The 24,033-nt window shown below is 54.2% G+C and carries 18 protein-coding genes and 2 pseudogenes; 13 read left to right on the plus strand and 7 right to left on the minus strand.

Annotated features, from left to right (window positions below):
* From HJB83_RS24450 to HJB83_RS24465, 4 genes and pseudogenes are all read left to right on the plus strand, one after another.
* On the plus strand, nt 1-834 hold the full coding sequence (locus HJB83_RS24450; protein ID WP_221140588.1) for a carbohydrate ABC transporter permease: 834 nt from the start codon (nt 1-3) through the stop codon (nt 832-834).
* 27 nt (nt 835-861) lie between these two features.
* On the plus strand, nt 862-1,887 hold the full coding sequence (locus tag HJB83_RS24455) for a Gfo/Idh/MocA family protein (RefSeq protein WP_221140589.1): 1,026 nt from the start codon (nt 862-864) through the stop codon (nt 1,885-1,887).
* A gap of 79 nt (nt 1,888-1,966) precedes the next feature.
* Nucleotides 1,967-3,133 carry an ABC transporter ATP-binding protein gene (locus HJB83_RS24460; RefSeq protein ID WP_221140590.1) on the plus strand — a complete coding sequence of 389 codons (1,167 nt, stop codon included), beginning with the start codon at nt 1,967-1,969 and terminating at the stop codon, nt 3,131-3,133.
* Nucleotides 3,134-3,315: 182 nt separating this feature from the next.
* Nucleotides 3,316-5,096 (plus strand): annotated as a pseudogene (locus tag HJB83_RS24465) (methyl-accepting chemotaxis protein).
* Between the two features lie 36 nt (nt 5,097-5,132).
* On the opposite strand, the gene HJB83_RS24470 reads toward HJB83_RS24465, so the two are convergent.
* On the minus strand, nt 5,133-6,407 hold the full coding sequence (locus HJB83_RS24470) for an ROK family protein (protein WP_221140591.1): 1,275 nt from the start codon (nt 6,405-6,407) through the stop codon (nt 5,133-5,135).
* A 455-nt stretch (nt 6,408-6,862) separates the two neighbouring features.
* Here HJB83_RS24470 and HJB83_RS24475 point away from each other — a divergent pair, with 455 nt between their 5' ends.
* The 5 genes from HJB83_RS24475 to HJB83_RS24495 all read left to right on the plus strand — a co-directional run bounded on the left by HJB83_RS24475 (nt 6,863) and on the right by HJB83_RS24495 (nt 12,264).
* The gene (locus HJB83_RS24475) at nt 6,863-8,149 is read left to right on the plus strand and encodes a DegT/DnrJ/EryC1/StrS family aminotransferase (protein WP_221140592.1); all 1,287 of its coding nucleotides are present in this window, start codon (nt 6,863-6,865) and stop codon (nt 8,147-8,149) included.
* A 134-nt stretch (nt 8,150-8,283) separates the two neighbouring features.
* Entirely contained in the window at nt 8,284-8,955 is a 672-nt protein-coding gene (locus tag HJB83_RS24480) for an HAD family phosphatase (protein WP_206990321.1), read from the plus strand.
* 151 nt (nt 8,956-9,106) lie between these two features.
* A complete protein-coding gene (locus HJB83_RS24485) occupies nt 9,107-9,604 on the plus strand; it encodes a GNAT family N-acetyltransferase (protein ID WP_246638997.1) in 498 nt (165 codons plus the stop codon).
* Between the two features lie 333 nt (nt 9,605-9,937).
* Entirely contained in the window at nt 9,938-11,146 is a 1,209-nt protein-coding gene (locus HJB83_RS24490) for a glycerophosphodiester phosphodiesterase family protein (RefSeq protein ID WP_246638996.1), read from the plus strand.
* A gap of 35 nt (nt 11,147-11,181) precedes the next feature.
* Nucleotides 11,182-12,264 carry a hypothetical protein gene (locus tag HJB83_RS24495; RefSeq protein WP_221140593.1) on the plus strand — a complete coding sequence of 361 codons (1,083 nt, stop codon included), beginning with the start codon at nt 11,182-11,184 and terminating at the stop codon, nt 12,262-12,264.
* A gap of 337 nt (nt 12,265-12,601) precedes the next feature.
* On the opposite strand, the gene HJB83_RS24500 is transcribed toward HJB83_RS24495, so the two are convergent.
* The 6 genes and pseudogenes from HJB83_RS24500 to HJB83_RS24525 all read right to left on the minus strand — a co-directional run bounded on the left by HJB83_RS24500 (nt 12,602) and on the right by HJB83_RS24525 (nt 19,798).
* The gene (locus tag HJB83_RS24500; protein WP_246638995.1) at nt 12,602-13,375 is read right to left on the minus strand and encodes a hypothetical protein; all 774 of its coding nucleotides are present in this window, start codon (nt 13,373-13,375) and stop codon (nt 12,602-12,604) included.
* Nucleotides 13,376-13,563: 188 nt separating this feature from the next.
* Nucleotides 13,564-14,277, minus strand: coding sequence for a GntR family transcriptional regulator (locus HJB83_RS24505; RefSeq protein WP_221140595.1), 714 nt, complete (start codon nt 14,275-14,277; stop codon nt 13,564-13,566).
* 205 nt (nt 14,278-14,482) lie between these two features.
* Nucleotides 14,483-15,067 (minus strand): hypothetical protein, encoded by a 585-nt coding sequence (locus tag HJB83_RS24510; RefSeq protein ID WP_221140597.1) that lies wholly within the window; start codon nt 15,065-15,067, stop codon nt 14,483-14,485.
* Nucleotides 15,068-15,756: 689 nt separating this feature from the next.
* Nucleotides 15,757-15,925, minus strand: a pseudogene (locus HJB83_RS24515) (transposase domain-containing protein); the annotation flags it as partial.
* A gap of 713 nt (nt 15,926-16,638) precedes the next feature.
* On the minus strand, nt 16,639-18,936 hold the full coding sequence (locus tag HJB83_RS24520) for a hypothetical protein (protein WP_221159688.1): 2,298 nt from the start codon (nt 18,934-18,936) through the stop codon (nt 16,639-16,641).
* A complete protein-coding gene (locus tag HJB83_RS24525; RefSeq protein WP_221159689.1) occupies nt 18,836-19,798 on the minus strand; it encodes a hypothetical protein in 963 nt (320 codons plus the stop codon). Before HJB83_RS24525 ends, HJB83_RS24520 begins: the two co-directional genes overlap by 101 nt.
* A 567-nt stretch (nt 19,799-20,365) precedes the next feature.
* On the opposite strand from HJB83_RS24525, the gene msuE reads away from it, so the two are divergent.
* From msuE to HJB83_RS24545, 4 genes are all read left to right on the plus strand, one after another.
* Nucleotides 20,366-20,953 carry an FMN reductase gene (gene msuE / locus HJB83_RS24530; protein ID WP_221140601.1) on the plus strand — a complete coding sequence of 196 codons (588 nt, stop codon included), beginning with the start codon at nt 20,366-20,368 and terminating at the stop codon, nt 20,951-20,953.
* Between the two features lie 22 nt (nt 20,954-20,975).
* On the plus strand, nt 20,976-22,079 hold the full coding sequence (gene sfnG / locus HJB83_RS24535; protein WP_168257372.1) for a dimethylsulfone monooxygenase SfnG: 1,104 nt from the start codon (nt 20,976-20,978) through the stop codon (nt 22,077-22,079).
* Nucleotides 22,080-22,241: 162 nt separating this feature from the next.
* The gene (locus HJB83_RS24540) at nt 22,242-23,135 is read left to right on the plus strand and encodes an ABC transporter ATP-binding protein (RefSeq protein WP_376775614.1); all 894 of its coding nucleotides are present in this window, start codon (nt 22,242-22,244) and stop codon (nt 23,133-23,135) included.
* On the plus strand, nt 23,135-24,031 hold the full coding sequence (locus HJB83_RS24545; protein ID WP_221140605.1) for a branched-chain amino acid ABC transporter permease: 897 nt from the start codon (nt 23,135-23,137) through the stop codon (nt 24,029-24,031). The genes HJB83_RS24540 and HJB83_RS24545 overlap by 1 nt, the downstream gene beginning before the upstream one ends.
* Nucleotides 24,032-24,033: the final 2 nt, after the last annotated feature.

Genomic DNA, 24,033 nt, shown 5'->3' on the forward strand with positions numbered 1-24,033 from the left:
ATGTCGCGCCGACACACGAGCTTCAACACGGCACTCACCTACGCCGCCGGCCTCCTCTTCCTGGCAATCTTCGTCGGTCCGATCCTGTGGTTCATCGCCCTTGCGATCCGGCCGGCCGAGACGGCGTTCACCATGCCGCCGCAAATCACATTCGAGCCCAATCTCGACGCATTCCGGCACATCCTCGTCGATCCTGGCACCAACGCGCCGCAACTGGTCAACAGCCTCATCGTCGCGATCGGTGCTGTGCTACTCAATCTGCCTTTTTCGGTTCCCGCAGCCTACGCGTTGTCCCGTTTCAAGCTCCGCGGCAAGAAGAACATCATGTTGTGGTATCTCGGGCTGTTGATGGCCCCGCCGGTCGCGTTTCTGATCCCATATTTCATCCTCATCACGCGCATTGGCCTCCAGGGTTCCTACTTTTCGATGATCCTGGTCCTACAGACGCTGACGATCCCGTTTTCCGTCTGGTTGATGAAGAGCTTTATCGATGAGGTGCCAGTGGAACTGGAGGAAGCTGCCCGGGTGGACGGCGCCCGTTGGTACACGATCATGTTGCGGATCACGCTACCGATCGTTCGTCCTGGGATCATTGTTACCTCGATGTTCGCCTTCGTGTTCGCGTGGAACAACGCCGCTTTTCCGCTGGTGCTGAGCTCACGCTCGACCGCCACCCTTCCGATCGGAACACTTGGGTATTTCGCAACGAGCGGAGTGACCTGGAACTACATCGCCGCCGCCGCAGTGCTCGCGATGATACCTCCGATGATCATCTTCCTTGTTTTCGATCGATACGTCGTACGAGGCCTCACCTTTGGTTCGGTGAAGGGCTGAGCTTTCCTTTATGAATGGAGTAATGAAATGAATAGACTGCGAATGGGCGTCATCGGCGCCGGTCTCTGGGGCGGCAATCATGCCCATACCTTTAATGTCTTGCCGGAGACCGATCTGGTCGGCGTCTGCGATCTTGATGAGGGCCGGGCGCTGAAGATGAAGGAAAGCTACAGCGCAATGCAGGCCTTCACTGACTACCAGAAGCTGATCTCAAGCGATCAGATCGACGCCATCTCGGTCGCAACGCCTGACTTTACCCACACGCCGATCATTCTAGCGGCTCTGAAAGCCGATAAACACGTGTTGAGCGAAAAGCCGCTTGCGACGACGGTGCGTGAAGCCGAGGAAATCGCTGCGGCTGCCGCTAAGTCCAAGGGCAAGCTGATGATTGATTTCCACAACCGTGTGAATCCGATCCTCGCCCAGGTTCGTGACATGATCCAAAACGGTCAGATCGGCTTGGCCAAACACGGGACCGCGCGTCTTTCGAATACGACATTCGTTCCGCTCGAAATGCTGAGCTGGGCTGCAAAGTCTTCGGCACTCTGGTTCCTGGGCAGCCACCTCGTCGATGTCCTACGTTTCATTCTCGCAGACGAAGTCGTGCGTGTTTATTCGGTTTCCCGCTCGGGTACCCTATTTGCCGCCGGCGTGGATACGAAAGACTTCCATGTGTCGGTGCTTGAATTTTCCAAGGGCACGGTCGTGACCATGGAGAACAGCTGGATCCTGTCGCGTGACAATCCTTCGCTTGTTGATTTCAAGATCGAGTTCGTTGGTGAAAAGGGCCAGGTCCAGGCGGACCCCACCCATAATGGCGGCCTGCGCAAGATCGTCGACGGCGGACTGAAATACAATGACTACATCGGCATAACACCAACCGGCGCGACACGGATCGGCGGTTTTGTCTTGGAATCCATTGCCCGCTTTGTCGATAGCATTGTGCGAGACGCTCCGCTGCTGGCAGATGCGCAGGACGGTCTGGCAAACACAAAGATCCTGGCGGCGATCGAAGAATCCGTCGCGACCGGCAAGGCTGTGAACATCGGCTAAAGCCGGAACCAAAGGCGAGGGGCATGTCCGCACAAACGGTGCGGCTTGCCTCGCTTGAAAAATGCGGGAGTACATAAAAATGGCGTCCATGACCTTCGACGGGATCGGCAAGACCTTTCCGGACGGGACCGTTGCCGTTGCGAATGTAAGTTTTTCGGTCGCGGACGGAGAATTCGTCGTGTTGGTCGGCCCGTCGGGTTGTGGCAAGTCGACACTATTGCGGATGGCAGCGGGTCTTGAAGCGCTCAACAGCGGCCGGCTGCTCATGGATGACGCTGACGTGACGGAGACAGAACCCCAGGACCGGGATATTGCGATGGTTTTTCAGAACTACGCGCTTTACCCCCATATGACCGTTTACGACAACATGGCCTTCGGTCTGCAGCAGCGAAAAATGCCCAAGGACAAGATCGACAAGCTGGTTCGCGACGCAGCGGAAATGCTTGATCTTACCCGTTATTTAGAGCGCAAGCCCGGGGCATTGTCCGGCGGTCAGCGCCAACGCGTGGCGATGGGCCGGGCGATCGTTCGCCATCCCATGGCGTTCCTGATGGATGAGCCTCTTTCCAACCTGGATGCAAAACTCCGCGTGCAGATGCGCGGCGAACTGAAGCTCCTTAATCAGCGGCTCGGCGTCACAACCCTTTATGTGACCCACGATCAGGTCGAGGCTATGACCATGGGCGATCGTGTGGCTGTGCTGAAGCCGGTGTTTAATGGACAGGAGAGTAATCTTCAGCAGATCGATACGCCGCAGATGCTTTACGACAAGCCGTCCAATCTGTTCGTCGCGGGGTTCATCGGTTCGCCCGCCATGAATTTTGTTCGGGTCGAGCTGACGGCGGAAGGCGGGTCGCTAAAAGCTGCGGTAACTGGAACGAAAATATCCTTCTCGGTCCCAGCCCAGGGGGCACTGTCGGCCTTCGCCGGGCGACAAGTCATTGTTGGAATTCGCCCAGAGATGTTTAAGGTTTGTCCCGAGGCCGAGGCGTTGTTCAACGAGCAGATCCCGGTTGCCGAAGCGCTTGGAGCCGACACCTTCGTGTTCTTCGACATCGCGTCACCGTCGGTCAATATCAACGATGCTGAAGATACCGAAGACTTTCTCAATAAGGGTAAGAACCGGCTCGTGGCGCGTATACCACCGGCGCTGACGCCTCGACCCAATCAGGTGCTGCCATTGACTGTCGACCTGGAGAAATTGCACTGGTTCGATCCAGTAACCGGGACTGCGATCCGCGAGTGACAGAAAGTGCACTTACCATCGCCATCTGGGGTTTCAACTCTTTTCTCCTGCCCTCCCAGGCAACTTGGCTGTCGTCGATTACGAGGTCGGCGGCAGCCATTTTTTTAAAACCCGAGACATCAAACCATCAGAATCTGAACATCCATCTGCCGTAAGTGATCCCGAGCTTAGAGGAGTGGCCTGTGAAACACGTTTCCATTGTCGGTAAGTTCTTTATCATCATGGCCGTCTTTGGCGTCATGGCACTCAGTCTGACGTTCTATCAGAGCCGGCAAATGTTGAAAGTTAACGACAGCTGAATGACGCACGAGAAAACTTCGTCAGGTTCATGGATATGGCGATTGCCGCAGTTCCTGAGCAGAGCGAACTGCCGAAGTTGAAGGCGGATGGATTCTCCGTCCTGACCGATACGTGTGGTGCAGCCATCGCTGTTGGTCGCGGCGGAACTAGTGAAGCCGAGCTTGCCATGGTGCGCAACTCTATCTCACTCGTTGCCAACCCGCCTTTGCTGCCATCTCACCGAGATTCACATCCGTCACGGAAAAACTCGCTTCCGACGCAGATCAAAAGCGTGCTGGCGTTTCAAACGTTGTCCGTGACACGTCCGTGCTGAGTTTGGGAACAGCTATTGTGGCACTCTTCACTGTCTCGTGTTTCGGCTTTCTCGCAATTCGCGCCTGGTTGGTCAAACCGATCAAACAGATGGTTACGACGATGAAGGTCATAGCCGACGGCGATCTTACTTCGACAGTTGAGGGAACGATTCGCCGCGACGAGATCGGATCGATGGCCCGGGCAGTACAGATCTTCAAGGACAACGAGTTGAGGGCGCGCGATCTCGGAAAGGATGCAGAGACAAGTCGTGGCGCAAACGAGATTGAACGTGCGCGTCTCGCCGAGACCGATCGTCAGCGGGCGCGGGATATGGCGGAGCCAACGACCGGGCTTGCAGAGGGCCTAAGGCATCTCGCCGACGGGAACCTCGTGTTCAGCCTCGACGACAAGTTCGCCGAGGACTTCGAACCGTTGCGGGCGAACTTCAATGCTGCTGTTGCCCAGCTCGCCGAGAGCTTGAGAGCTGTGTCGAACGCAACCGAATCGATAGATGATGGCGCGCAGGAAATCAGTTTGAGCGCGCAGGACTTGTCACGCCGCACAGAGCACCAGGCTGCTTCACTGGAGCAAACCGCCGCCGCGCTGGATCAAATTACCCAGAACGTCGCCAGTTCCTCAAAGCGCACAGCGGAGGCGCGACATGTTGCGATCGAGGCAAACAAGTCGGCGCGCCACTCCGGGGGGTGGTCTCCAGCGCTGTCGCGGCAATGCAACGCATCGAACGGTCATCCTCGCAGATCTCCAGTATTGTCGGGGTCATCGACGAAATCGCGTTTCAGACCAATCTTCTGGCGCTCAACGCAGGCGTCGAGGCGGCACGATCCGGCGAGGCAGGAAAAGGTTTTGCAGTGGTTGCCCAGGAGGTGCGGGAGCTTGCTCAACGCTCTGCGCATGCAGCAAAAGAGATCAAGGATCTTATCCGGTTGATGAGGTCAGCAGTGGCGTCAAGCTGGTCCGCGATACCGGCGAGGCGCTCAAGATCATCGTGGACCAGATAGTGCTGATTAACACTCAGCTTGATGCCGTCACGGCCGCTTCCAACGAGCAGTCCGCAACCCTTTTTGAGGTCAACTGGACAGTCAATCGAATGGATCAGGTTACGCAGCAAAATGCAGCCATGGCCGAGGAATCCACGGCTGCAACCACGGCACTTGCCCTTGAGGCAAAACAGTTGCGCGGGATTGTGGCGGAGTTTCAGATTGAGAATGCACTCTCTGAGAAGCAGACCAGTCAAAGCAACCGTGAAACAGCGTCAATATCTTTGCCAGCACGCCGGATGCTGGCAAAGGTCGCGAACGAACTCGGCAAAGTGAGTGACGGTCGAGTTGCAGATAGATCCCGGCAATGACCGCGGACCTCCCGCAGGAACGTATTGCGGATGTCCTTAGATGACGAAATTCAGCAATTCAGAAAGAAGAAGACTGGCGGCACCGCGTAAAGCCGCCAGGCATTCGCTATCTCCGAAAGCAAGGGCAATTTCATCGCCCGGGCGACGGAATACCAATTCCCGGAAGCTTTCCTGGATTAAATGAAGCATGGGGTTTCCCCCTCGTACGATGTCGCCGTGAATAACGATAAAATTGGGCGCCATGAACTGCTGGAGGTTCGCCAGGCCGACCGAAATATTGAACGCGTAGTCGCGAAGTAATCCTCTTGCGCCTGGGACATTGTCGTTGGCCAGAGTCAACAATCGGCTCACATCCAACGAGCGAGGTTGTGGCAACCGCCTGACCTTGGCCTCGTCCGTTAACCACTTCGAGCTGGCGATTGTTTCCCAGCATCCGCGTCGGCCGCACTGGCATATCCGACCTTTGATGTCTACGGTCGTATGACCGATTTCACCGCCTGCACCTGCGGGTCCCCGATAGAGATGCCCATCAAGGTAGAGCGCCCCACCCAAAGTCTCGCCGATATGGACAGAGGCGAAGTTTCTCCGACCGCGGCCTTGTCCAAACCATCGGTCTCCAACCAGCAAGGCTCTGGTATCCTGATCGACACACACGGTAACTCCGAATCTTTTGTGCAACTCGGCTTCGAGCGGTAAGCCGTCCAGGAATGGCCCGAGACTGACGGTCACGATTGTGCCCGTCTCCGTATTGATCATTCCTGCCACTGCTACACCTATCCCTAAGATCGGGTTGCCGGATGTGATGGTTTCTTCGACACAGGTGCTTATGATACCGAATGCGTCGGAGGGCTGTGTTAGGTTCTTCGGAAAATTGGCGGCGTGCTGAGCATAGACCTCGCCCTCCAAAGAGACCAGACACGCACTCACGCGGTCGTGAAGCAGGAGCACCGCGCATATCGGCCTTGCATCCTTGGAAAACCACAACTTGGTAGCCGGCTTGCCGCCTGTTTCATTGGGAGGTATCACCTCTCCTTCCGCAAGAACGCCCTGATCGATCAGGGGCTGCACAATCCCTCCGATAGTTCCTCGAGTCACACCGGTAAGGCGTGCGAGATCCGCTCTGCTAGATGGTCCAATGTCGTACAAGGCTTGCAACAATCGGCCCCGATTCGCAGGGCCCAAGGTTCCTGTTGGAATCAATCTTTGAGCCAGTACAACACCCTTAGTGCTCTCATCATTATGGTGATCGTCAGGACTGCCCTCGCGTTCACCCAGTCGATGAGCTTCGTGTCTTCTTATCAAGGATTCCATAGCATCCAATCCTGTTGCCGAATTCCATTGCCACCAACGGCCAAGTACTAGCGGAGGGCAACCGTTCCTTCACCATTCGGTGGGCTCGGATTATGAGCTCGGGGCAATGTGCTGTTCGTCCATCGCCTCTTCACTAGGCACCCGGCGTTGCGGGAAACTTTGGCCGGTTCCCGTCCCAAGCCTCATTCAGTGATCCCAGTTGTCCGCCCAGCCGTTAAAAAACTGTTGAAATTTCCAACGTGCTCCGCGCGGAAGCTGACCAAAGTGACGCCCTAGGCGCCTATCCGCCAATATACAACAAATATTCAGAAAATACTTCTTTTAACTCGCTTGCTCCAAATCTACTTTAAAATATACTTTCTGATATACTCTATTTTAGCTATCATACGTGGGAAAGCAGTGCTAGCGTTTGTGTGGGCTGATCAGCATTCTAGTGAGCATGATTGGAGAACGTGATGAACGGATTCGGTGCACTACGACTCATAACTCGCAACACGACAGGTGCTTTCTCAGGCGAGAAGCTCGCCGTTTTCGGTGGGAAGCCTGTGGTCCCTCAGGGACGTGTTACACCTTGGCCCGCCGCGGAGAAGAGGCACTCGGATGCCCTGCGTGGAGTCGTGGATGGTGGAAAATATCACCGCGTTAATCATCCAATTGTGAGCGGTTTGGAGCAAAGCCTTGCAAGGTGGACTGGGAAGTGGCAAGTGCGCGCTGTCGGCAGCGGAACGGCGGCCATTCACATCGAACTCGACTACGTCAAAGAGCGAGGCGAGCAAGTTGTTACCGCGGCACTGAATTGGCCAGGAGCGGTAGGACCAATCAAAATCAGCGGTCTCCAACCCGTCTTCGTTGATGTCGACATGAACTTGGCCGGGATTGATCAGCGCGCGGCCGCTGAAAAGTTCGGCCCTAATGTAGCTGCAGTTTTAGTCACTCACCTTTTCGGAAACAATGTTCTCGTCCCCGACGCGAGGTCTGCAGCGCGAGCTCAAGGCATTGCTGTGATCGACGACATCTGCCAATCGATCGGCGCCGCGAAAGCAATCGTCGGCGGTGCGCATCTTGATGCAGACGCGCTCGCTCTATCCGGAAACGGCGCCAAGCACCTTGGGGCCGGCGAACTGGGATTTGTCATTACTGAGGACGCCAACTTGATTGCACATGTTGATCGCGTATCGCTGTCCAGCTCGTCTCGGAGTGGAGCGCGAATATTCTCGCCCTATTCCCAAGGGTACAACTACAGGCCGAACGTATTCTCGTCATCTATAGCGAACTTGCGAGTCACTGAGATTGATACGCAACTGCAAATCCGAAGAGAAAATAGCAAGCTTTTATGGGAGATGATCAGCGAGCTTGTGGGTATATTTCCTCTATTTAATCCATCTGACTGCGACCATTCGATGCTCAACTTTCCCCTCCGGATCGAACCTGCGGCACTTGGCTTCGCACCAGGCCCGGCTGCAAGGGATTTCGTGGTCAAATCGCTGCAGGCTGAAGGCGTGCCTATCTGTGTTTGGCTCACGAAGCCGGTATTCGAATATCTCCCAGACATTTGCGACAACTGGAAGTCCGCCGATTTTCCAAATACAGTGAAACTCTTGGATACGATGTTTTACGTCTCCGAGATTGCGCCGCCCAACGACGGCGAATTGATGCGGCTTTATGCAGAGGCGTTTCACAAGGTCTGGAATGCTCTTCATAAGCAAGGTCCGAAGATCGCCGCAGGAGCAATTTCCGGCTGAGCACCACGCGTCAATTTCCCAGTGCCGAAATGGTCAACATCCGATCGGATACAATCCTACCCTGCTCAATGCCTGGAAGATTGAAAGCTGGCACTGGGGCAAAACTCAGAGTCGTTCTATAATGAGGACTACTAATGTCTTTTTCAAAAAGTCCGAAACTACTGATCTTCGACTGCGATGGGGTTCTCGTCGATAGCGAGCTAATTGCAACTGCGGTTCACATCGAAGCTTTGGCGAAATGCGGCTACATCATATCGGCTGAAGAGTATAACGATCGCTTCATAGGAATGACTGACCAGCAAAGTTATTCCGTCATAGAATCCGAGGGCGACTTACGCCTACCGGAGGATCATCATGAATGTGTGATGGCCGAACTTGCAAAACGATATCCTCGCGATCTGCGTGCAACCAGCGGCGTTCGGCAAACCTTGGAGACCATTAATTTAAAGAAGTGCGTGGCGTCGAACAGCGATGCTGCAAAGCTTTCCTTGGCGCTTAAAGTCACGGACCTACATGATTACTTTTGGCCCCATGTCTTTAGCGCTTCGCAAGTTGCGCGTGGTAAGCCTGCGCCGGATCTGTTTCTGTTTGCAGCAGAGAATATGAACACACCGGCTAGCAGTTGTCTCGTTATCGAAGACAGCGTTGCTGGAACTCAGGCGGCGGTGGCAGCCGGGATGATGGTGATTGGCTTCGTAGGTGCTTCGCATTGCCTTCCTGGGCACGGAGACAAACTGATGGAGGCAGGTGCCACTAAGCTGTTTAGCCGCATGACCGCCTTGCCACAAATCTTAGCAGGTTTGTGATCACGCTGTTGCGTGCTGGCGACCCGTCTTGAATCGCGGCGTCACCGTGCAGGATATATCGTGAGGTCCGATAGCTGACTAGTGCAGGGGCTTCACCTCAAGTTGACCGATCGTCACTCGATTGCTCGGCCCGCCAAAAAATGGAGACACTATGACCGAGAAAGCAATGGTAGCTGGAACTCCGGTAACGATCGAGTACCTAGAAAGATTTCCGAATTTCATTTCCATTTGCGCAAGTTGGTCTTTCGGACAATGGGGTTGTCAATCAAATGGCTCGTACGAACAAACGCGAGACGAGTTTGAAGCGGCAACAAAAAGCTCGATGCCGCTAACACTAGTCGCCATCGAAAACGCGTTGCCGGTAGGAATGGTCACGTTGGCTGATCGTGATTTCGATGGAAAATCTCATCTATCCCCTTGGCTTAAGTCGCTTTTTGTCCATCCATTTCACCGCAAAAAAGGAATAGCCAGGTTGTTGATCGAGCGGCTCGAGCACGAAGCATCGTGCTTCGGTTGCAAGAGTCTTTATCTGACAACAGAGGACGCGCAACTTCTTTACGAGAAGAGCGGCTGGCGGGCAATTGATCACGTCCAAACATCGTATGGCGAAGCGGCGTTAATGAAGAAAGCCCTGCTTCCTCTCAACTGAGGCTACGCTAGGACGAAATAATTGCGCCGGAGCTCCAAGCTGCTTTCATGACAGCTCTCTCAACGCTTGAGCACGCGACGTCACGACGTGGCAACGCAGCGCCTTGGGTGGAAGCCGATTTATGGATCATCTTGATGTTGAAGAGCGTGTTATTGCCGGCACATCGCAGCGATAGTGGGCCGGCTAAAAACTTCCTCGCACTACGGGCACCCCCAGGATTTCGCTCCCCCAAGCCTTAGCCACTGCTGTGATGGGCTGTTGCAAAGGCCGCACGAACAAGCCGTACAAAGTAGCGAGCTACCCGAAATTCTCATCGAAAGGTTCTGAATCTTTATGGACACCAGCAACAATGTGGCATCAGTGCTTGTGAATTTTTGCTCCTCGCGTCTCGGTTACCTCGGCGGCCGACGTGATTTGCGTGCATCGCTCACTTTAACTTCTCTTCTTGCTTTCGGTATTCCATCCTACGCCGCAGCAGAGGCGCTACTTCCGGTAAAGCCTTCACCATATCTTGTAAGTGCGATTACGAGAAACATGTTCAAGCTGCCGAAACCCGATGACGACTTGGTCCTGCTATCTGCGCACCGCGGATCTTGGGAGATCTATCCTGAGAATTCAGCCTATGCCTTGCAAGACGCCTGGAATTCGCAGATTGAGAGCGTGGAGGTCGATGCCCGCTTCACCGCAGACAAAGAAGTCGTTCTATCTCACGACTACAGGATTGAGCGCGAGTCAACTGGAAGCGGCCTATTATATAATCAGAACTTGTCGCAGCTACGACAGGCCGATCTACGGGACCGACATGGCCGCGTTTTTACGGATTCACAAGGGCGAAAGGCGAAGTTCCTAACATTCTCCGCCGCGCTCGATCTACTCGCCGAATATGTTTCCGATGATGGTCATGGGTACGTGATGATCGTCGATATCAAGGCGGCAGTCGATGATCAGGACCCTACTGATCCCATCGAGCTCATGCAACGCTGCCTTGACATTCTCGCGAGCAAGGGAAATGCGAAACTCAGCAAAGCCGTTGTATTCAAGCTCAAAGCAAAGGATGCGGCGGATGTCGGCACGATTCTAAATCGGACAACCTACGACCCCAACCTCATTGGCGGGCTGATTGTCGTCGAAAACCCGGATGACGAGAATGTGAAGGATTCCAGCTATGATCCCCACGAGGATCCAATCTACGATCAATGGAATGTGGTGCCGTTCTCCATTCAGTTTGAAATGAACCAATTCTATAAAGGTGACGGTCTGCAGGCATATTTCGACTATATCGACCAGCTGCAGGGCTTCGCCACCTATCATGAAAGTAACTACTTTCCAGAGGGCGTCGCAAACAGCGCCGGAAAATGCTGCTTCGAGCACAACACGGATCCGAAATCGACCGCTCAGCGAGGGATCGTACCAGATTACCGAGGAGATCCTGAGATGGCGCTCGTCAATCGTACCAATCTTATCACCACTGATTGGCCCGACGTAGTCGGCGATATGCTGCGCCAGATACGGCGCCGCAACACCTCCGAACTCACTCGCTAGAGCAAGACCTCCGCTTTCAAAAAGGGAATGTTTTGATGAATAATGGAATAAAAATCTTCCTATTGTCTTCCGCGCTGGGCTGTCTTGTCGCTGGAGAAGGGCAAGGGGCATCATGTACCAATGAAGCCAATTGCCTTAGAAGCGCGTCGGAGAAAGTATCTCAGACGCTCACACCGAAGGTAGTGCCCATTTTCGGGGAATTTCCAAAGCTGTACATACACGACTCGGCGGCAGAAGCGGATTATCCGGTGCCCGAAGATACGAGGCAGGCATTTGACTTCTATACCAACAAGACTTCCTTCAACCTTCCACCGCGCACGTCAATCGAGACTAGTCGAAGCGCGTCGATCAGACCAGACACGGGGTTCACTGTCCTTTTGGTCGAAAAAACCCGTGAAAATACTGTTCCTAATGGCGGCAGCGCCTTATCGCTTCTAAGTTCTAATTCAAACGATGCTTACCTATCATTCGCATTGGGAGCTGCACCCAATCCGAATGGTCAGAAGTGGTCATTCGCGAAAAGCCTGCTTCAAAGCGACATGGCGTCTACTGCATGGTGGCAGAAGCCCTGGGACATGAACGTCGTGGGGCCAACAGGGGCATTCTCCGGCACTGAGTGGATTTACTATACCTTTACTCCAGACGGCAAAGTTCGCATGGACCGTTTTGCGCCATACACATATTTTCTAGCGTTTACAGCTTACCAGTGGGATGAGGCAGTGCTCGACAGTGGGTTCCCGCATTCTCCTTTCAGCTCTGGCACGCCAACCGATCGTCCGAAATCCGTCATTTTCGGATCGGTTGGCCCATGGGTTATTGGCGCTGCAGCAGTGCCCGGTCAGACATCGCCCATGATTGAGCCAATTGAGGCGTTACCGGGGTTTGAGGGAGTGACGGTCTTCGCGAACCCCTTGTCGATGAAAGAAGTCGTAGCGTATCAGAACTCCCTGAAGAGGAGCGACTTTCTCGACGTCAACATGCTGCCCTGCAACAGCGGCCAGTACCTTTCCGGCGAGATAAGGACTCCCTGCGGCACGGCTCGTCCTGGCAATCCTCCGTCGAATGTGAAATCGGTGGCTGGTGATGCGATCCGCACTAATATTGAACGCTTTGAATAACGAATGTTGGACGACTCTCATTTGTTCCAACGGCGATCAGACGGCATCAGTTTCAGCTACCGCGATGCCGCAATCCCGGTCGCTTGTGAACCGAATGTCTGACAAGATTGGGCAAAGATGGTGACCACTCAAGCGTGGAAATCGCCGCGCTAAGATATTCTAGAACTATAGCTGGATTAAGCCGTCTCAATTTCTGAGCATTGCAGCAGTGAGATTTTCTCCGGCGCGGCCCCAGGTGGCCGGCGTGCGATCCTCAAATAGTGTCGCCAGCGAGGCCCGTTTCGTGAAAGCCTTTTGAGTTCGCTCAGCGACTTGAGCGTAGGTCCTCGTCCGGCCCTTATTCATCTCTGGCCCAACCCTTGCTGTCGGCTGTCTTCGCGAGGAGGAATGCATAACACCTGCTGATCTCGTCGAGCTTTCTCACTAACTCGCCGTCCGATCCACCAAGCAAGGTTTGATAGCCCTCGCATCTTGTTGACCTCTGCCAATCATTCCCAATAAAGCGCGCGATCGCATTGCCGAGGGAAGAAACCCTTCGTTTAGGGCTGCCAAACGATACGGCTGCGCGCCTCAATCCGTCTAGGAAGCTTGCGTCATCGAGTCCGCTATAAGGTTTTCCTTCGGAATTCGTCGCATTGAGGAAGATCTGCTCGTCACCGACTACGCTATATCCGCCGCCCAAGCCATTTTTCGTTGCATCCGCTGCCTCGAAGAATCTCTGCGCCACGGTGGCGCTAAGGCTGCCCTGCGGAAACCGCACGATAACAAGGCCTGTCTTACCTGTCGTGTCGTCGAGGCGAGAGGTAAGAACGCGATATTGACGCAAGACGTAGCCTAGCGAGCTGGCAAGCCTATCCGCCGCGGCATCATCGAGATCACCCTCGGTCTGAAGCGATGCATTTGTTTTGAGGAGATACCCGCCCGGCGTAACCTCTGTCCTCAAGGTCGCAGCGTCGATCCCGTTGGCTGTTATGATCTTTGGCACAATGTCTTTTGAGACTTCGGCTGAAAACGTCGCTCGATCAACATAGCTGGCTTGGCCAAGCCGCGGCAAATGGAAACCTACGGAGGGCGTTGCCCGATAGGACACAAGCACCTTTCGCTCTGCCATCGCTGTATTCTGGGATGCTGAAGGGATGGCGGCAGCCTCTTTGATTTGGCAACATAATTAAAATGCTGGTAGGTGATGCCGACGTCGGCTTTTGGATTGCCCGCAGCAGCCGCAGATATGCGCGGCACTCGACAAAATTCTTCAGGCTCGTTGACTAGGATCATTCGTCGAGATGACAGTTTGAAATGTCACAAAGTTTTCGCAGGCCCCGGAAAACCTGTTAATCCACGTTCGTTCACCTCTTGTACAATCCTTGAGACGGCACCCTGTTCTAGATCAAGGTGGTTCATCAACGCGGACTCCACCAGGGTCGTCGCCGTGCCTAGTTCAGACATTGCGTCAATTAGCTTCTCGAGGCTTTCAACAAACGCGGGCCGAAGTTCCGACGCAGTTAGTTCCATTCGTAAAGGGTGAGTGCAAAAACAGAACCGGTGGACGATTTTGCAAGCCTCGCAATTCGATGCTTCTTGCGCGATTTTAGTGAATATCGCTTCTGCCCTTAAGGCAAGTTCGTCAGAGGACAATTTATCCGCCACGGTCCAGCTCTCTGGGACCTGCGGCCGCATTCGATTCAATGCCGAGATCAGGGTTTCTCGTCCGACAACATAAACATCTAACAGAGCTCTTTCCGACATCGGCCTGGTGAAAAAGCCTCTTTGAGGGATGTATTGAATCTTCCCTTCAGCTGCGAGCCGCTGAAGCGCTTCGCGAACTGGTGTTCGACCAAGATCGAGCTTCGACGCTAGATCCTGTTCCCTGAGATGTTGCTCCGGCACACGACCGTTACTGTGGAGAATTCTTCGAATAGCATCGTAGGCAATATCGGCCTTTGCAGGTTCTGGTTCAGTAGAAAAATTCGAGCCACCCCCACGACCTTGGGGCGCGTTCTTGCAACACCGCATTTGATAGTTTTCCTCTGTCGATATCCTTCAAGGACCCTACAGGAGCTTCTTGCTTTGAGACCGGACGGTCGCTTCGAATTGAAGGTCGAATTAGTCGACCCTTACAATACCGGCACCGCGTTTCACGCCCGAACCAGATTCGGGATCAACCACCTGTATTACAGCCGCGGCCGTAATTGGCAGCTATCGCATTCTGCCGCTAAGTTCAATGCCATAGGCACAAGGCTGCGTCGGGATGGCGCGCTGGTCCAATGTCTACCCCCGTCGTATTACGCGCAAGCGGCCGCCCTTTAAGCGAACCGTGTCTCCAAGGCCTGGAAGTGCCATCAATGTACTGACAGATTTCAAAATCAACATGTACATGATAGCTCTTCGGTGGACGTGTGTCGGCCTCACCGTCGATGAGTAATTTTGCCGATCGGTTACTCCTATCAATCAGCTGATTATAGGCTTCGGCGGATTTGATGTAGCCGCGGTTCGCAAGAGCCTCGACCTGTCCATCAGTAGCGATGGTTTCGCCGTTGTCAGAATCGCCTCCAGCGCAATCAAAGACACGTTCAGATTTTGAAAGAGACCATCTGATCTGATGCATTTGTTCCGGTTCGTGTTTGGTGGCGAGATGTGCTTTGGTTAGGCCCAGGCCTATCCTTGCCTCGTGTTCGGCAGGTGGTTGTTGCAATGTCGACAATTTTTCAAGGCTCAGCTCCATGCCGGTCACTACGGGACGGTTCCCCATTTCCGGGCTATCACACCTGACTTCGTTTGGATGCATTTTGTCACGTCGGTTCATCTAAGCCTCCCCTCGCTGACCGGGGTAGTCCCATGCCGCGTGTTGAGCAGGTCTAGACGGCGCTCCGCCATAGATCAATATTTAACAATAATATATTTTCTGATATATTTGGCAAATCGCCATAGCTTAGCTTTCTACTTTGGTGTTCGAGTACACAACTCGGCACGATATAGTATTGTGCAAGCGCGGTGAAGCGTTGCTTGAGTCCGCAAATGTTTGATCTGACAATCTCCCGTTGCCGATGGCCAAACCTCGAAGTGGTCATGTACAGCTATGACTCCCTCAAGCAGCACGAAAAGTTCCCCTTCTATCTGAAAACCCCGACATTTTGGTCGGATTGAGTATTTCGTCACCATCGGATCGATCGCCAATGAGTTGAATTTATTCGCAGAATCTCAGCCGCGACGGAAACACTTCCTTCGCTCTTGTATTGAAAGTCGAACACCAGATTCCTGACAGGATAACGCGTGGGAAGAACACCGGTTACGCCGAAGTCAGTTTACTCGGACCACCATTATATTCGGCCGGCAGAGAAAGCGTTCTCGGCAGGTCGGAAACGGACATCCTAGCTTCCCCTTGCGGTAGAACCGACTAGTTTCGCTGGACGAGCGACACACCGCAAAGCAAAAAACGAACGGCATTCTTATCGCGCCAATCAGCTCGTGTAAGCATCCGGTGACGGCCGCAGGTTAGGCTGCTTGAGCGTTCAGTCCGTGTGGCTGCCAATTCCACGGAAGCAATTGCTCCAGCTTACTGATTGGCGTGTCGGCGATTCGGGCCAGGACGTCAGCAAGCCAAAGCCTGCGGATCGATGTCGTTGAGCTTGGCACTCATGATCAGCGTCGCCATGAACCGAGCCGCTCTTTATCTTCCTGAGACCAGCGCCGCCGGCGCTCGACAGACGTGATCACTTCAATCTGATGCTTCGTCATAGGACTACTCCTAGTGTTTGCACTAGGACTTCCGATGTTCGTCTCAACCTCGCAAGACGGCCCTCACCGGACGCTTACGCGCTCGCTCCCGGAACATTCCTAGCGACACAGGCGGTCTCATAGCCACAAACGTGGCTGCCGTCGAAACAAGTTCGACCACAACCACGCTGCCTTGGGATGCGAAAGGTTTTCCCGAGAGTCCGGTTTTCCGGATGAGGTAGCAGGGTCAGCTACTATTCGTGCACATTCAACGAAAGTAATTGTCGCCGCGAGAATCGTTGGGCGCGCCCACGCTAGATTATTGCGCCGGCGGTTACGCACCTACAGAGGTGAACAGTTTCGCAGCAGATTCAGCAAAGGTACAGCCGATTAATATCCCACTCCCCCATGGCAGCCACGAGCCGACGCACATTCGCCAGCCCACCCAAAAAATTCCGTTCAGCTCAAAAAGCATGATGTCGCAGATGTAAAGCAATTCGTGAAAGAGCTGGTTCGTCGAGTCGTCCGATCAGCTGACTGTCGAGAGAAGTTCCATGGGCTTGAAGAAGCTTAGGAATAAATCAGCTTCCCCACGAGCGACCCGACCCAGGATGGAACAGTTCCGCATAAAAGACTATGTTAGCGCTGGCGAGCGCAATTTTAGCCACCATCCGATAGCTTCTTTTCGACATCCCTCTTCTTTTCAGCTGCTTCCTTCTCGATAGCTCGTTTTAGCTCTCCCTTCTTAATCGACACATCTAACGGCTTGATTGCCTCTACCGCCATATCCAGTAGAAGCAAGCGATCATCCTTTCGCCACTGACTCCAATGAACCCGTGTCAAAAAATGTGAAGCAAGATTGATACGCAGGAACGTTGCCGGGGGAAGCGCACGAATGGCATCGTAAAGCGCATCCTTTCCACGACCACTTTCGATGTCGGTTAACCACGCACTATGTAGAATTTTCTCCATAGGATGCTCGAACGAAGGTTTGGCAACGCTTTCTGCGAGAACTCGTTGACGTGCCTGCTCACAGAGATATTCCAAGGTTCGTCGCATCGGTTGCGACAGCATGTAATACTCGATCACATCGACCATTGTTTCGATGAACTTTTTGGCTTCCACTAAATCCTCAGGATGCTTGCCGTTCGACCGGAAAAAGTGCAGTACATTTTCGTCGGTCGCCAGCTCACGCTTCATCTTCGCAAAGTCGATAGCCGCATGAACGCTCGTCCAATGATGGGTCAAAGCGCTTCCGAGCCTAACGATGCTTTTTGTGATGTTCTGCTTTGTCTTACCCGTCAGGTGTTCGGCGCCAGAGCCTAATATGATAACGCCGACTGCCCAAACGCCGATCGCATGCTGTAGGTGATGGAGGTTTTGATGGTCTGGCGGATGGCTTTCGGCGAATTGTTCGTCTGGCTGCTCGGCTTCGAGCCGGCTCTCTTCAGCAACCTTTTCCTTCACATGATCGATCATATCGATCATCCGTTGCTTCGATTTGGTGTCGCCCCTGTTGTTTTTGATATCATCCTGGGCCTGCGCCACTTTTTTGTGCAACACTTGCAGTCTGTCTTGGGAACCTAGCATTACGGGATGAATGTTGCCCGAGATAAGAAGGTGTTCTTCGTCGGATTGGAGACCATATTGGGCAATGAGGTTGTCCGTAAGCGCGAGGTACTTGCCAACCAATACATCTGCCGCACCAATTTCACAGTATATATCGAACGAGTTGAAATCAAAATCAGTTGCATTGAAATCATAATATTTTTCAGCCAAAATATTATCCTGCGAAAGTTCACTGGCGAGCAGGTATTTCTCGACAAAAGGCAGAGAAAATCGGACATTATCCCCCGCGTCGAAATGAATTATACCTTTATCGACAAACGCCTGTATGAATTTGAGAGGATCAATTGCAAAATCATATAGTTTGGAGAAATCCTGCGTAAAGGCAACAAGTTCGGACTGTGAGAAAGACATTTTCTCGACGTTCAGCTGGACCACGAGTTTCCTCAGAAACCGAGAGCGTGTCGTTCGGCTAAGCGAAATGTCCGCTTTATCATCCGCCACAACAAACGTCAGGAAGCCGTCTACCGCGAGTTGGATAAGTTCCGACCTGCGATTAGCCTGTAACAAAGCCGCTAAAGTCTCTTTTGGTATACCGGCAAAATAGGTCGGGTGGGCCGCCAACTCGAACCTATTGAAAGTGCGATTTAAACGAAACGCCACGACCTCAGCTTCGGAGGACGACATTGAGAAATTTTTCTGGAGAAACAATGCTATGTCGTGAAAAGACACAGGGCATAAACGGCAAAGGTCGGCAGATTGCTCGTTCGCGAATTCGGTGATTTCAACGATCCTAGATTCGTTTTTGCAGATGTAGATGAACTTTGCCTCGGATCTTGCTTTGATCTCGCCCCGAATGAAATTCATTTTGATCCGTGACGAAAGTGGCAGCCCATCGATGACGTACACGACCTGAACGCCCGAGCCCTCATCAATTAACGGCACGGACGGCGACGACAGGCTCGCTAGAGAATTTCGAGGCGGCGCCATTGCATTGCCATCTATCACGATAGGGAGAATTTGTGCGTCTCCGACGCTGTTAGCCAATAGATGATCGGCAATTACCCACGGAATACTGTCATCGGGGTATGTTGCGGGCAACGTGATGACGACTGCTGACTTCGTCGCTAGCACCTCCAGAATATCACGGGGATGGCGGTCATCAATATCATCGATATCTCGATCAGACTCGGTCCTGCGCAGACGCGGCACCGGTAGTCGATAGCCTTTCTCCTGCAGCTGATACTCTGGGCAAAGCGCCTTGAGTTTTGTGCGAATTACGGATTCCGCTTCATTGAATATTTCTTGAAGGGAACGCTCGCCATTGACTGCGTTCGGTTCGGGTTGAACTAACTTGCCATTCGATTGGCGTTTCTTCTTCAGGTAATCCACAAATTCTTGGTTGCCAAGCTGTAGCCGTAGGAAGTGTGCAGCGTTGGCGGCAGCTGCCTTGCGAACGCCCTCCTCGCGACGAGGCTTCTAACTCGTTCTTAGTAGCATCAGCATGGTCAGAAATGCCACGGATCGTCAGAGCGCTAATCGCCTTAGCGGAAGCCTTCTCATAAACCGCACCACTCTCCGTCTCAACAGCTAAGACTTTGCGGTCAATTTTACGTAGCTTCTCGTTATATTCCTCGCTTTTCGTTACCGCCGCACAGGCAACTGTTCCCTCCAAGGCCTTAGGTTCGTGAAGGCTTTCCGCTCTTCCCTTCCTCCCGACCAATGGTCCTGGAACGAGCGTCTTTGCGAAATCGCCACGATCGGACCTCCAAGCTTTATAAAGAGGCCTCAATTCTCTCTTTAAACGCATGAAGTTCAGGCACGCGACTAGGGATCGATCCGTCCGATAATGGGTTGGCGAGAATTCGATATCGATACCGCCTTTATTGTCACTTGCTTTTGCATTGTCGAGAACGTCAAAAACCTGAGTGCTGTAACATACGTCTCCAAGCTGTAGATCGTCGCTCAACGAGCCAGCGATACCCAAACATACTGCCAGGCCAATATCGAACTCTTCCAAAACTGACGCTATTGCGTTGCCAGCGTGGGTTCGCCCCATACCCTCTTGCTTAATAACGATCATTGTAAGATCACTGTTTGCTAAGTTGATCGCCGATCGGAACAAAAACTCTGTTGAGAAGTCCTCGCCGAGATCGAACACCTCCAGAAACTCTTGGCACTCTTCCTCAAGAGGAATAACGACGGCCACATCAAAATAGCGTCGCTCAGTAGACATAATTTCCATTCTGATCATCTCAACCTTAAATCACACACACGGCACACTGATAACTACCCTTGATCGTCTTTCCATCCCTCAAGCAGACGTTTTGATCTATATTCACAGACATATCTTATGTTCGATGTTCACTGACGGTCTGGCGAGCGCAATTCCTGCTTTCGTGGAGGATGCCACGTTTCACCGCCGGCAGAACGCGTCAACGACTTCGCCAGGATATGACCCAGATTAAACAGGATCTGCTCTACTACTATGTTCGCTGCCGCCGCTGACGTGCATTTCGCCGTTGGCGATGTTGTCTGAGTTGGCTGTGATTTCTTCGAGTGGTTCAACGTTTTCGCCAATCATGACGGCGACGCTGCGGACGCCCCGCCGATTCGGCATCGGAGAGTTGTTCGCCCTCGCCATGGCATTCGGTTCGTTGCCCCACATAGAACGCCTTGCGCAGGTTACTGAGGTTTTTATTTCGTCAAGCTGGCGCGATTTCAGGATTAGAATCCATGATTGGAAGGATTAATAGCATCAAGTCGTTACCATTTATCCATAAAATCGATAGACTAACACAACAATTAAGGTGCTGCCGAAATGAAAATTCTGGGTCTATCGGGGAGTGTGAAACGACCGTCGCGAACTGCCTCCCTTGTGGAAGCGATCGTGTCGGAAGCCACATCGAAGCTGAGTCTCGATGGGCAAACCATAGAACTGGTTGACGCTGCCCCCATTCTCTTCAAGGCGCTTCGATCGGACCAGTTGGATGCCGAGGGGCGGGCGATTATCGACGCCGTCGAGGCGGCTGATGTCCTTGTTGTCGGGTCGCCGGTCTACCGGGCATCGTATACCGGCGCTCTCAAGCATCTCTTCGACCTTGTTGACTACCGCGCACTGACCGGAAAGCGGGTCATTCTGGCTGCCACAGGTGGAACACCGCTGCACGGTTTGATGACCGAACATCAGTTGCGCCCGCTATTCGGCTTCTTCAACGCCCTGACACTGCCGACGTCGATCTACGCTACCGAAACCGATTTCACGGATTATGAGATCGCCAGTCCTGTCGTTCAAGAGCGTATCGAGCGCGCCGTTTCAGAACTCGCTCAGGTGCTGCCGCTCTCTGAGCACACCGCTGCCGCGCGCGCTCATGCAAACCGCCGGGCGCTCGCCGACGCGTCAGCCTAGCCATTTCAAGAGGGAGAGTATCATGTCCTATGCCAGCAGAGAGCCGGTCAAATTCGCCTACTGGGTTCCCAATGTTTCGGGTGGCCTCGTCATTTCCAATATTGAGCAGCGGACGAGCTGGACGATCGAATATAACAGAAAGCTGGCGCAGATCGCCGAGGCTAGTGGCTTCGATTATGCGCTGAGCCAAATTCGTTTCACCGCCGGTTATGGCGCCGAATTCCAGCATGAATCCGTCTCCTTTAGCCATGCGCTGCTGGAATCGACGACAACGCTGAAGGTGATTGCCGCCATTCTGCCGGGACCATGGAATCCTACACTGGCGGCCAAGCAGATCGCCACCATCAATCACCTCACCAATGGTCGTGTCGCCGTCAATATCGTCAGTGGCTGGTTCCGAGGCGAGTTCCACGCAATTGGCGAGCACTGGCTTGACCATGACGAGCGCTACCGCCGCTCGGAGGAATTCATCCGCGCACTGCGCGGTATTTGGACCGAAGACAATTTCACGTTCCACGGCGATTTCTATCGCTTCAACAATTATTCGCTTAAGCCCAAGCCGATCGATCCACAGCCGGAAATCTTCCAGGGCGGCTCCTCTCGCGCTGCACGCGACATGGCATCGCGTGTTTCCGACTGGTACTTCACCAATGGCAACACGCCGGAGGAAATCGGCAAGCAGGTGGCTGACATCCAGGGCAAGGCGAAGGCTAACGGTCATTCCGTCCGCGTTGGTGTCAACGCTTTCGCCATCGTCCGCGAGACCGAGGTAGAGGCAAGGGCCGTGCTCGCCGAGATTATTGAGAAGGCCAATCCAGAGGCGGTCAATGCCTTCGGGCACGAAGTCAAGAACGCCGGGAAATCATCACCTGAAGGCGAGGGCAACTGGGCGAAATCCTCTTTCGAGGACCTGATCCAGTACAACGACGGCTTCCGCTCCAACCTGATAGGGACACCCCGCCAGGTCGCCGAGCGGGTCATCGACCTGAAGCGCGCCGGCGCGGACCTCATCCTTCTCGGTTTCCTGCATTTCCAGGAAGAGGTCGAGTATTTCGGCAAGCACGTCATCCCGTTGATTCGCGAGTTGGAAGAAGCCGAAACGGCGACGGCCGTCGCCGCCGAGTAATCGCAACACGTTGTCGGCCGGCCCGCAAAGCCGGCCGCATCAACGATGACAGGCCAAGAACCCGGTGGTTCGTGGTGGGATAGCGTGCGCCTATGAACTCGTGGGCTCGTGGCGCGCCGTCGAAAGCAGGGGCTGCACACTATGACATTTGCCTTCGGAGGCTTGGGAGCGGCGCCGTTTCCGCCGGACGTTCAGGAGCACTTGGCCGGCTTGGACAGAGGAACAGGCGCGGCCTGGGCGTCGCCCATTGAAGCCGGCGCAACGGACGGCATCATTCTGGAGCTGGCCCGCATCGATCTATCCTTCGGTGGCGTCGTCGCCCTGAAGGATATCGATCTGTCCGTTTGGCGTGGCGAAATCCTCGCCGTTATAGGGCCCAACGGTGCTGGCAAGAGCTCGATCATCAATGTGATCAGCGGCGTATACCGACCCGATCGCGGTTTTGTGTGGCTCTCCGGGCGCCGCCATGCCCAGGTCCCGACGCAGAAACTTGCCCGTCTCGGCATCGCTCGCACGTTCCAAAACCTGGCATTGTTCAAGGGTTTGAGCGTTCTCGACAATGTCGTGGTTGGACGAGCGCACAAGACGCGGTCTAGCTTCGTCGAACAGATCGTCGGCCTCGGTCGAGCCCGCACGGAACAGAGGGATGCCCGCAGTCGGGCTTTCGAGGTGCTCGAGTTCCTCCACCTTTCGCATATTGGCGATCGTCTGGTCGGTACACTGCCTTATGGTCTGCAAAAACGGGTGGAATTGGCGCGCGCTCTGGTGGCCGAGCCCGACATCCTGCTGCTCGATGAGCCGATGGCCGGAATGACGGCGACGGAAAAGAACGAGATGGCCGATTTCGTGCGCGCCGCACGTGACAGGTTCGGTACCACCGTCGTGCTGATCGAGCACGATATCGGCGTTGTCATGGGGTTGTCCGAACGCGTTGTCGTGCTCGACCACGGCCGCAAGATCGCCGATGGAACACCCAACGAAATCCAGCGCGACCAGCGCGTGATTGATGCCTATCTCGGTGTCGCTCTCGAAAATGAAGAGGGGGCGGGCATCTGATGGCTGATTTCGACTGGCTGTTCTTCATGGAGGTTCTCGTCGGCGGCCTTTTGTCCGGCGTCATGTATTCGCTGGTCGCGATCGGTTTCGTCCTGATCTACAAGACATCCGGCGTCCTCAATTTTGCGCAAGGGGCGATGCTCCTGTTCGCGGCGCTGACCTTCGTCAGCCTGACGGAACGCGGCATTTCCTTCCCGCTCGCATTCGCGATCACCTTCGCGATCATGGTCGTTATCGGGATAGCCGTCGAGCGCACCGTGTTGAGGCCGCTGACCAACAAACCGCCGATCACGCTCTTCATGGCGACGCTCGGCCTCTCCTATATTATCGAGGGCGCTGCCCAACTGATCTGGGGCACGCAGGTGCACGGTCTTGATCTTGGTATCGAGGATGTGCCGTTCGATGTCGGTGGTGTCTACATCAGTCAATTCGACATCTTCGCAGCCGTCGTTGCCGCCTCCATGGTGCTGCTGCTCTCTGTCTTCTTCCGTTACACCCGCATCGGGCTTGGTTTTCGCGCCGTGGCCGACGATCAGTTCGCGGCGCTCGCCGTTGGGTTGAGGCTGCCCTGGATCTGGGCGACCGTCTGGGCTGCTGCAGGTCTGGTGGCGCTGGTCGCCGGTCTTTTGTGGGGAGCGCGCGTCGAGGTGCAATTCTCCCTGTCGCTGATCGTCCTGAAGGCCTTGCCGGTTCTCGTCCTCGGTGGGTTCGACTCGATCCTCGGCGCGATCCTCGGCGGGTTGCTGATCGGCGCGTCCGAGAAGCTGGCTGAGGTCTATATCGGCGGATATTTCGGCGGCGGCATTGAGGGCTGGTTTGCCTATGTCATCGCGCTCGCCTTTCTTCTCGTGCGCCCTTCCGGCCTGTTCGGCCAGAAGCTTGTGGAAAGGGTCTGACC

The sequence above is a fragment of the Rhizobium sp. NZLR11 genome (assembly GCF_019685115.1).
GTDB lineage: Bacteria > Pseudomonadota > Alphaproteobacteria > Rhizobiales > Rhizobiaceae > Rhizobium.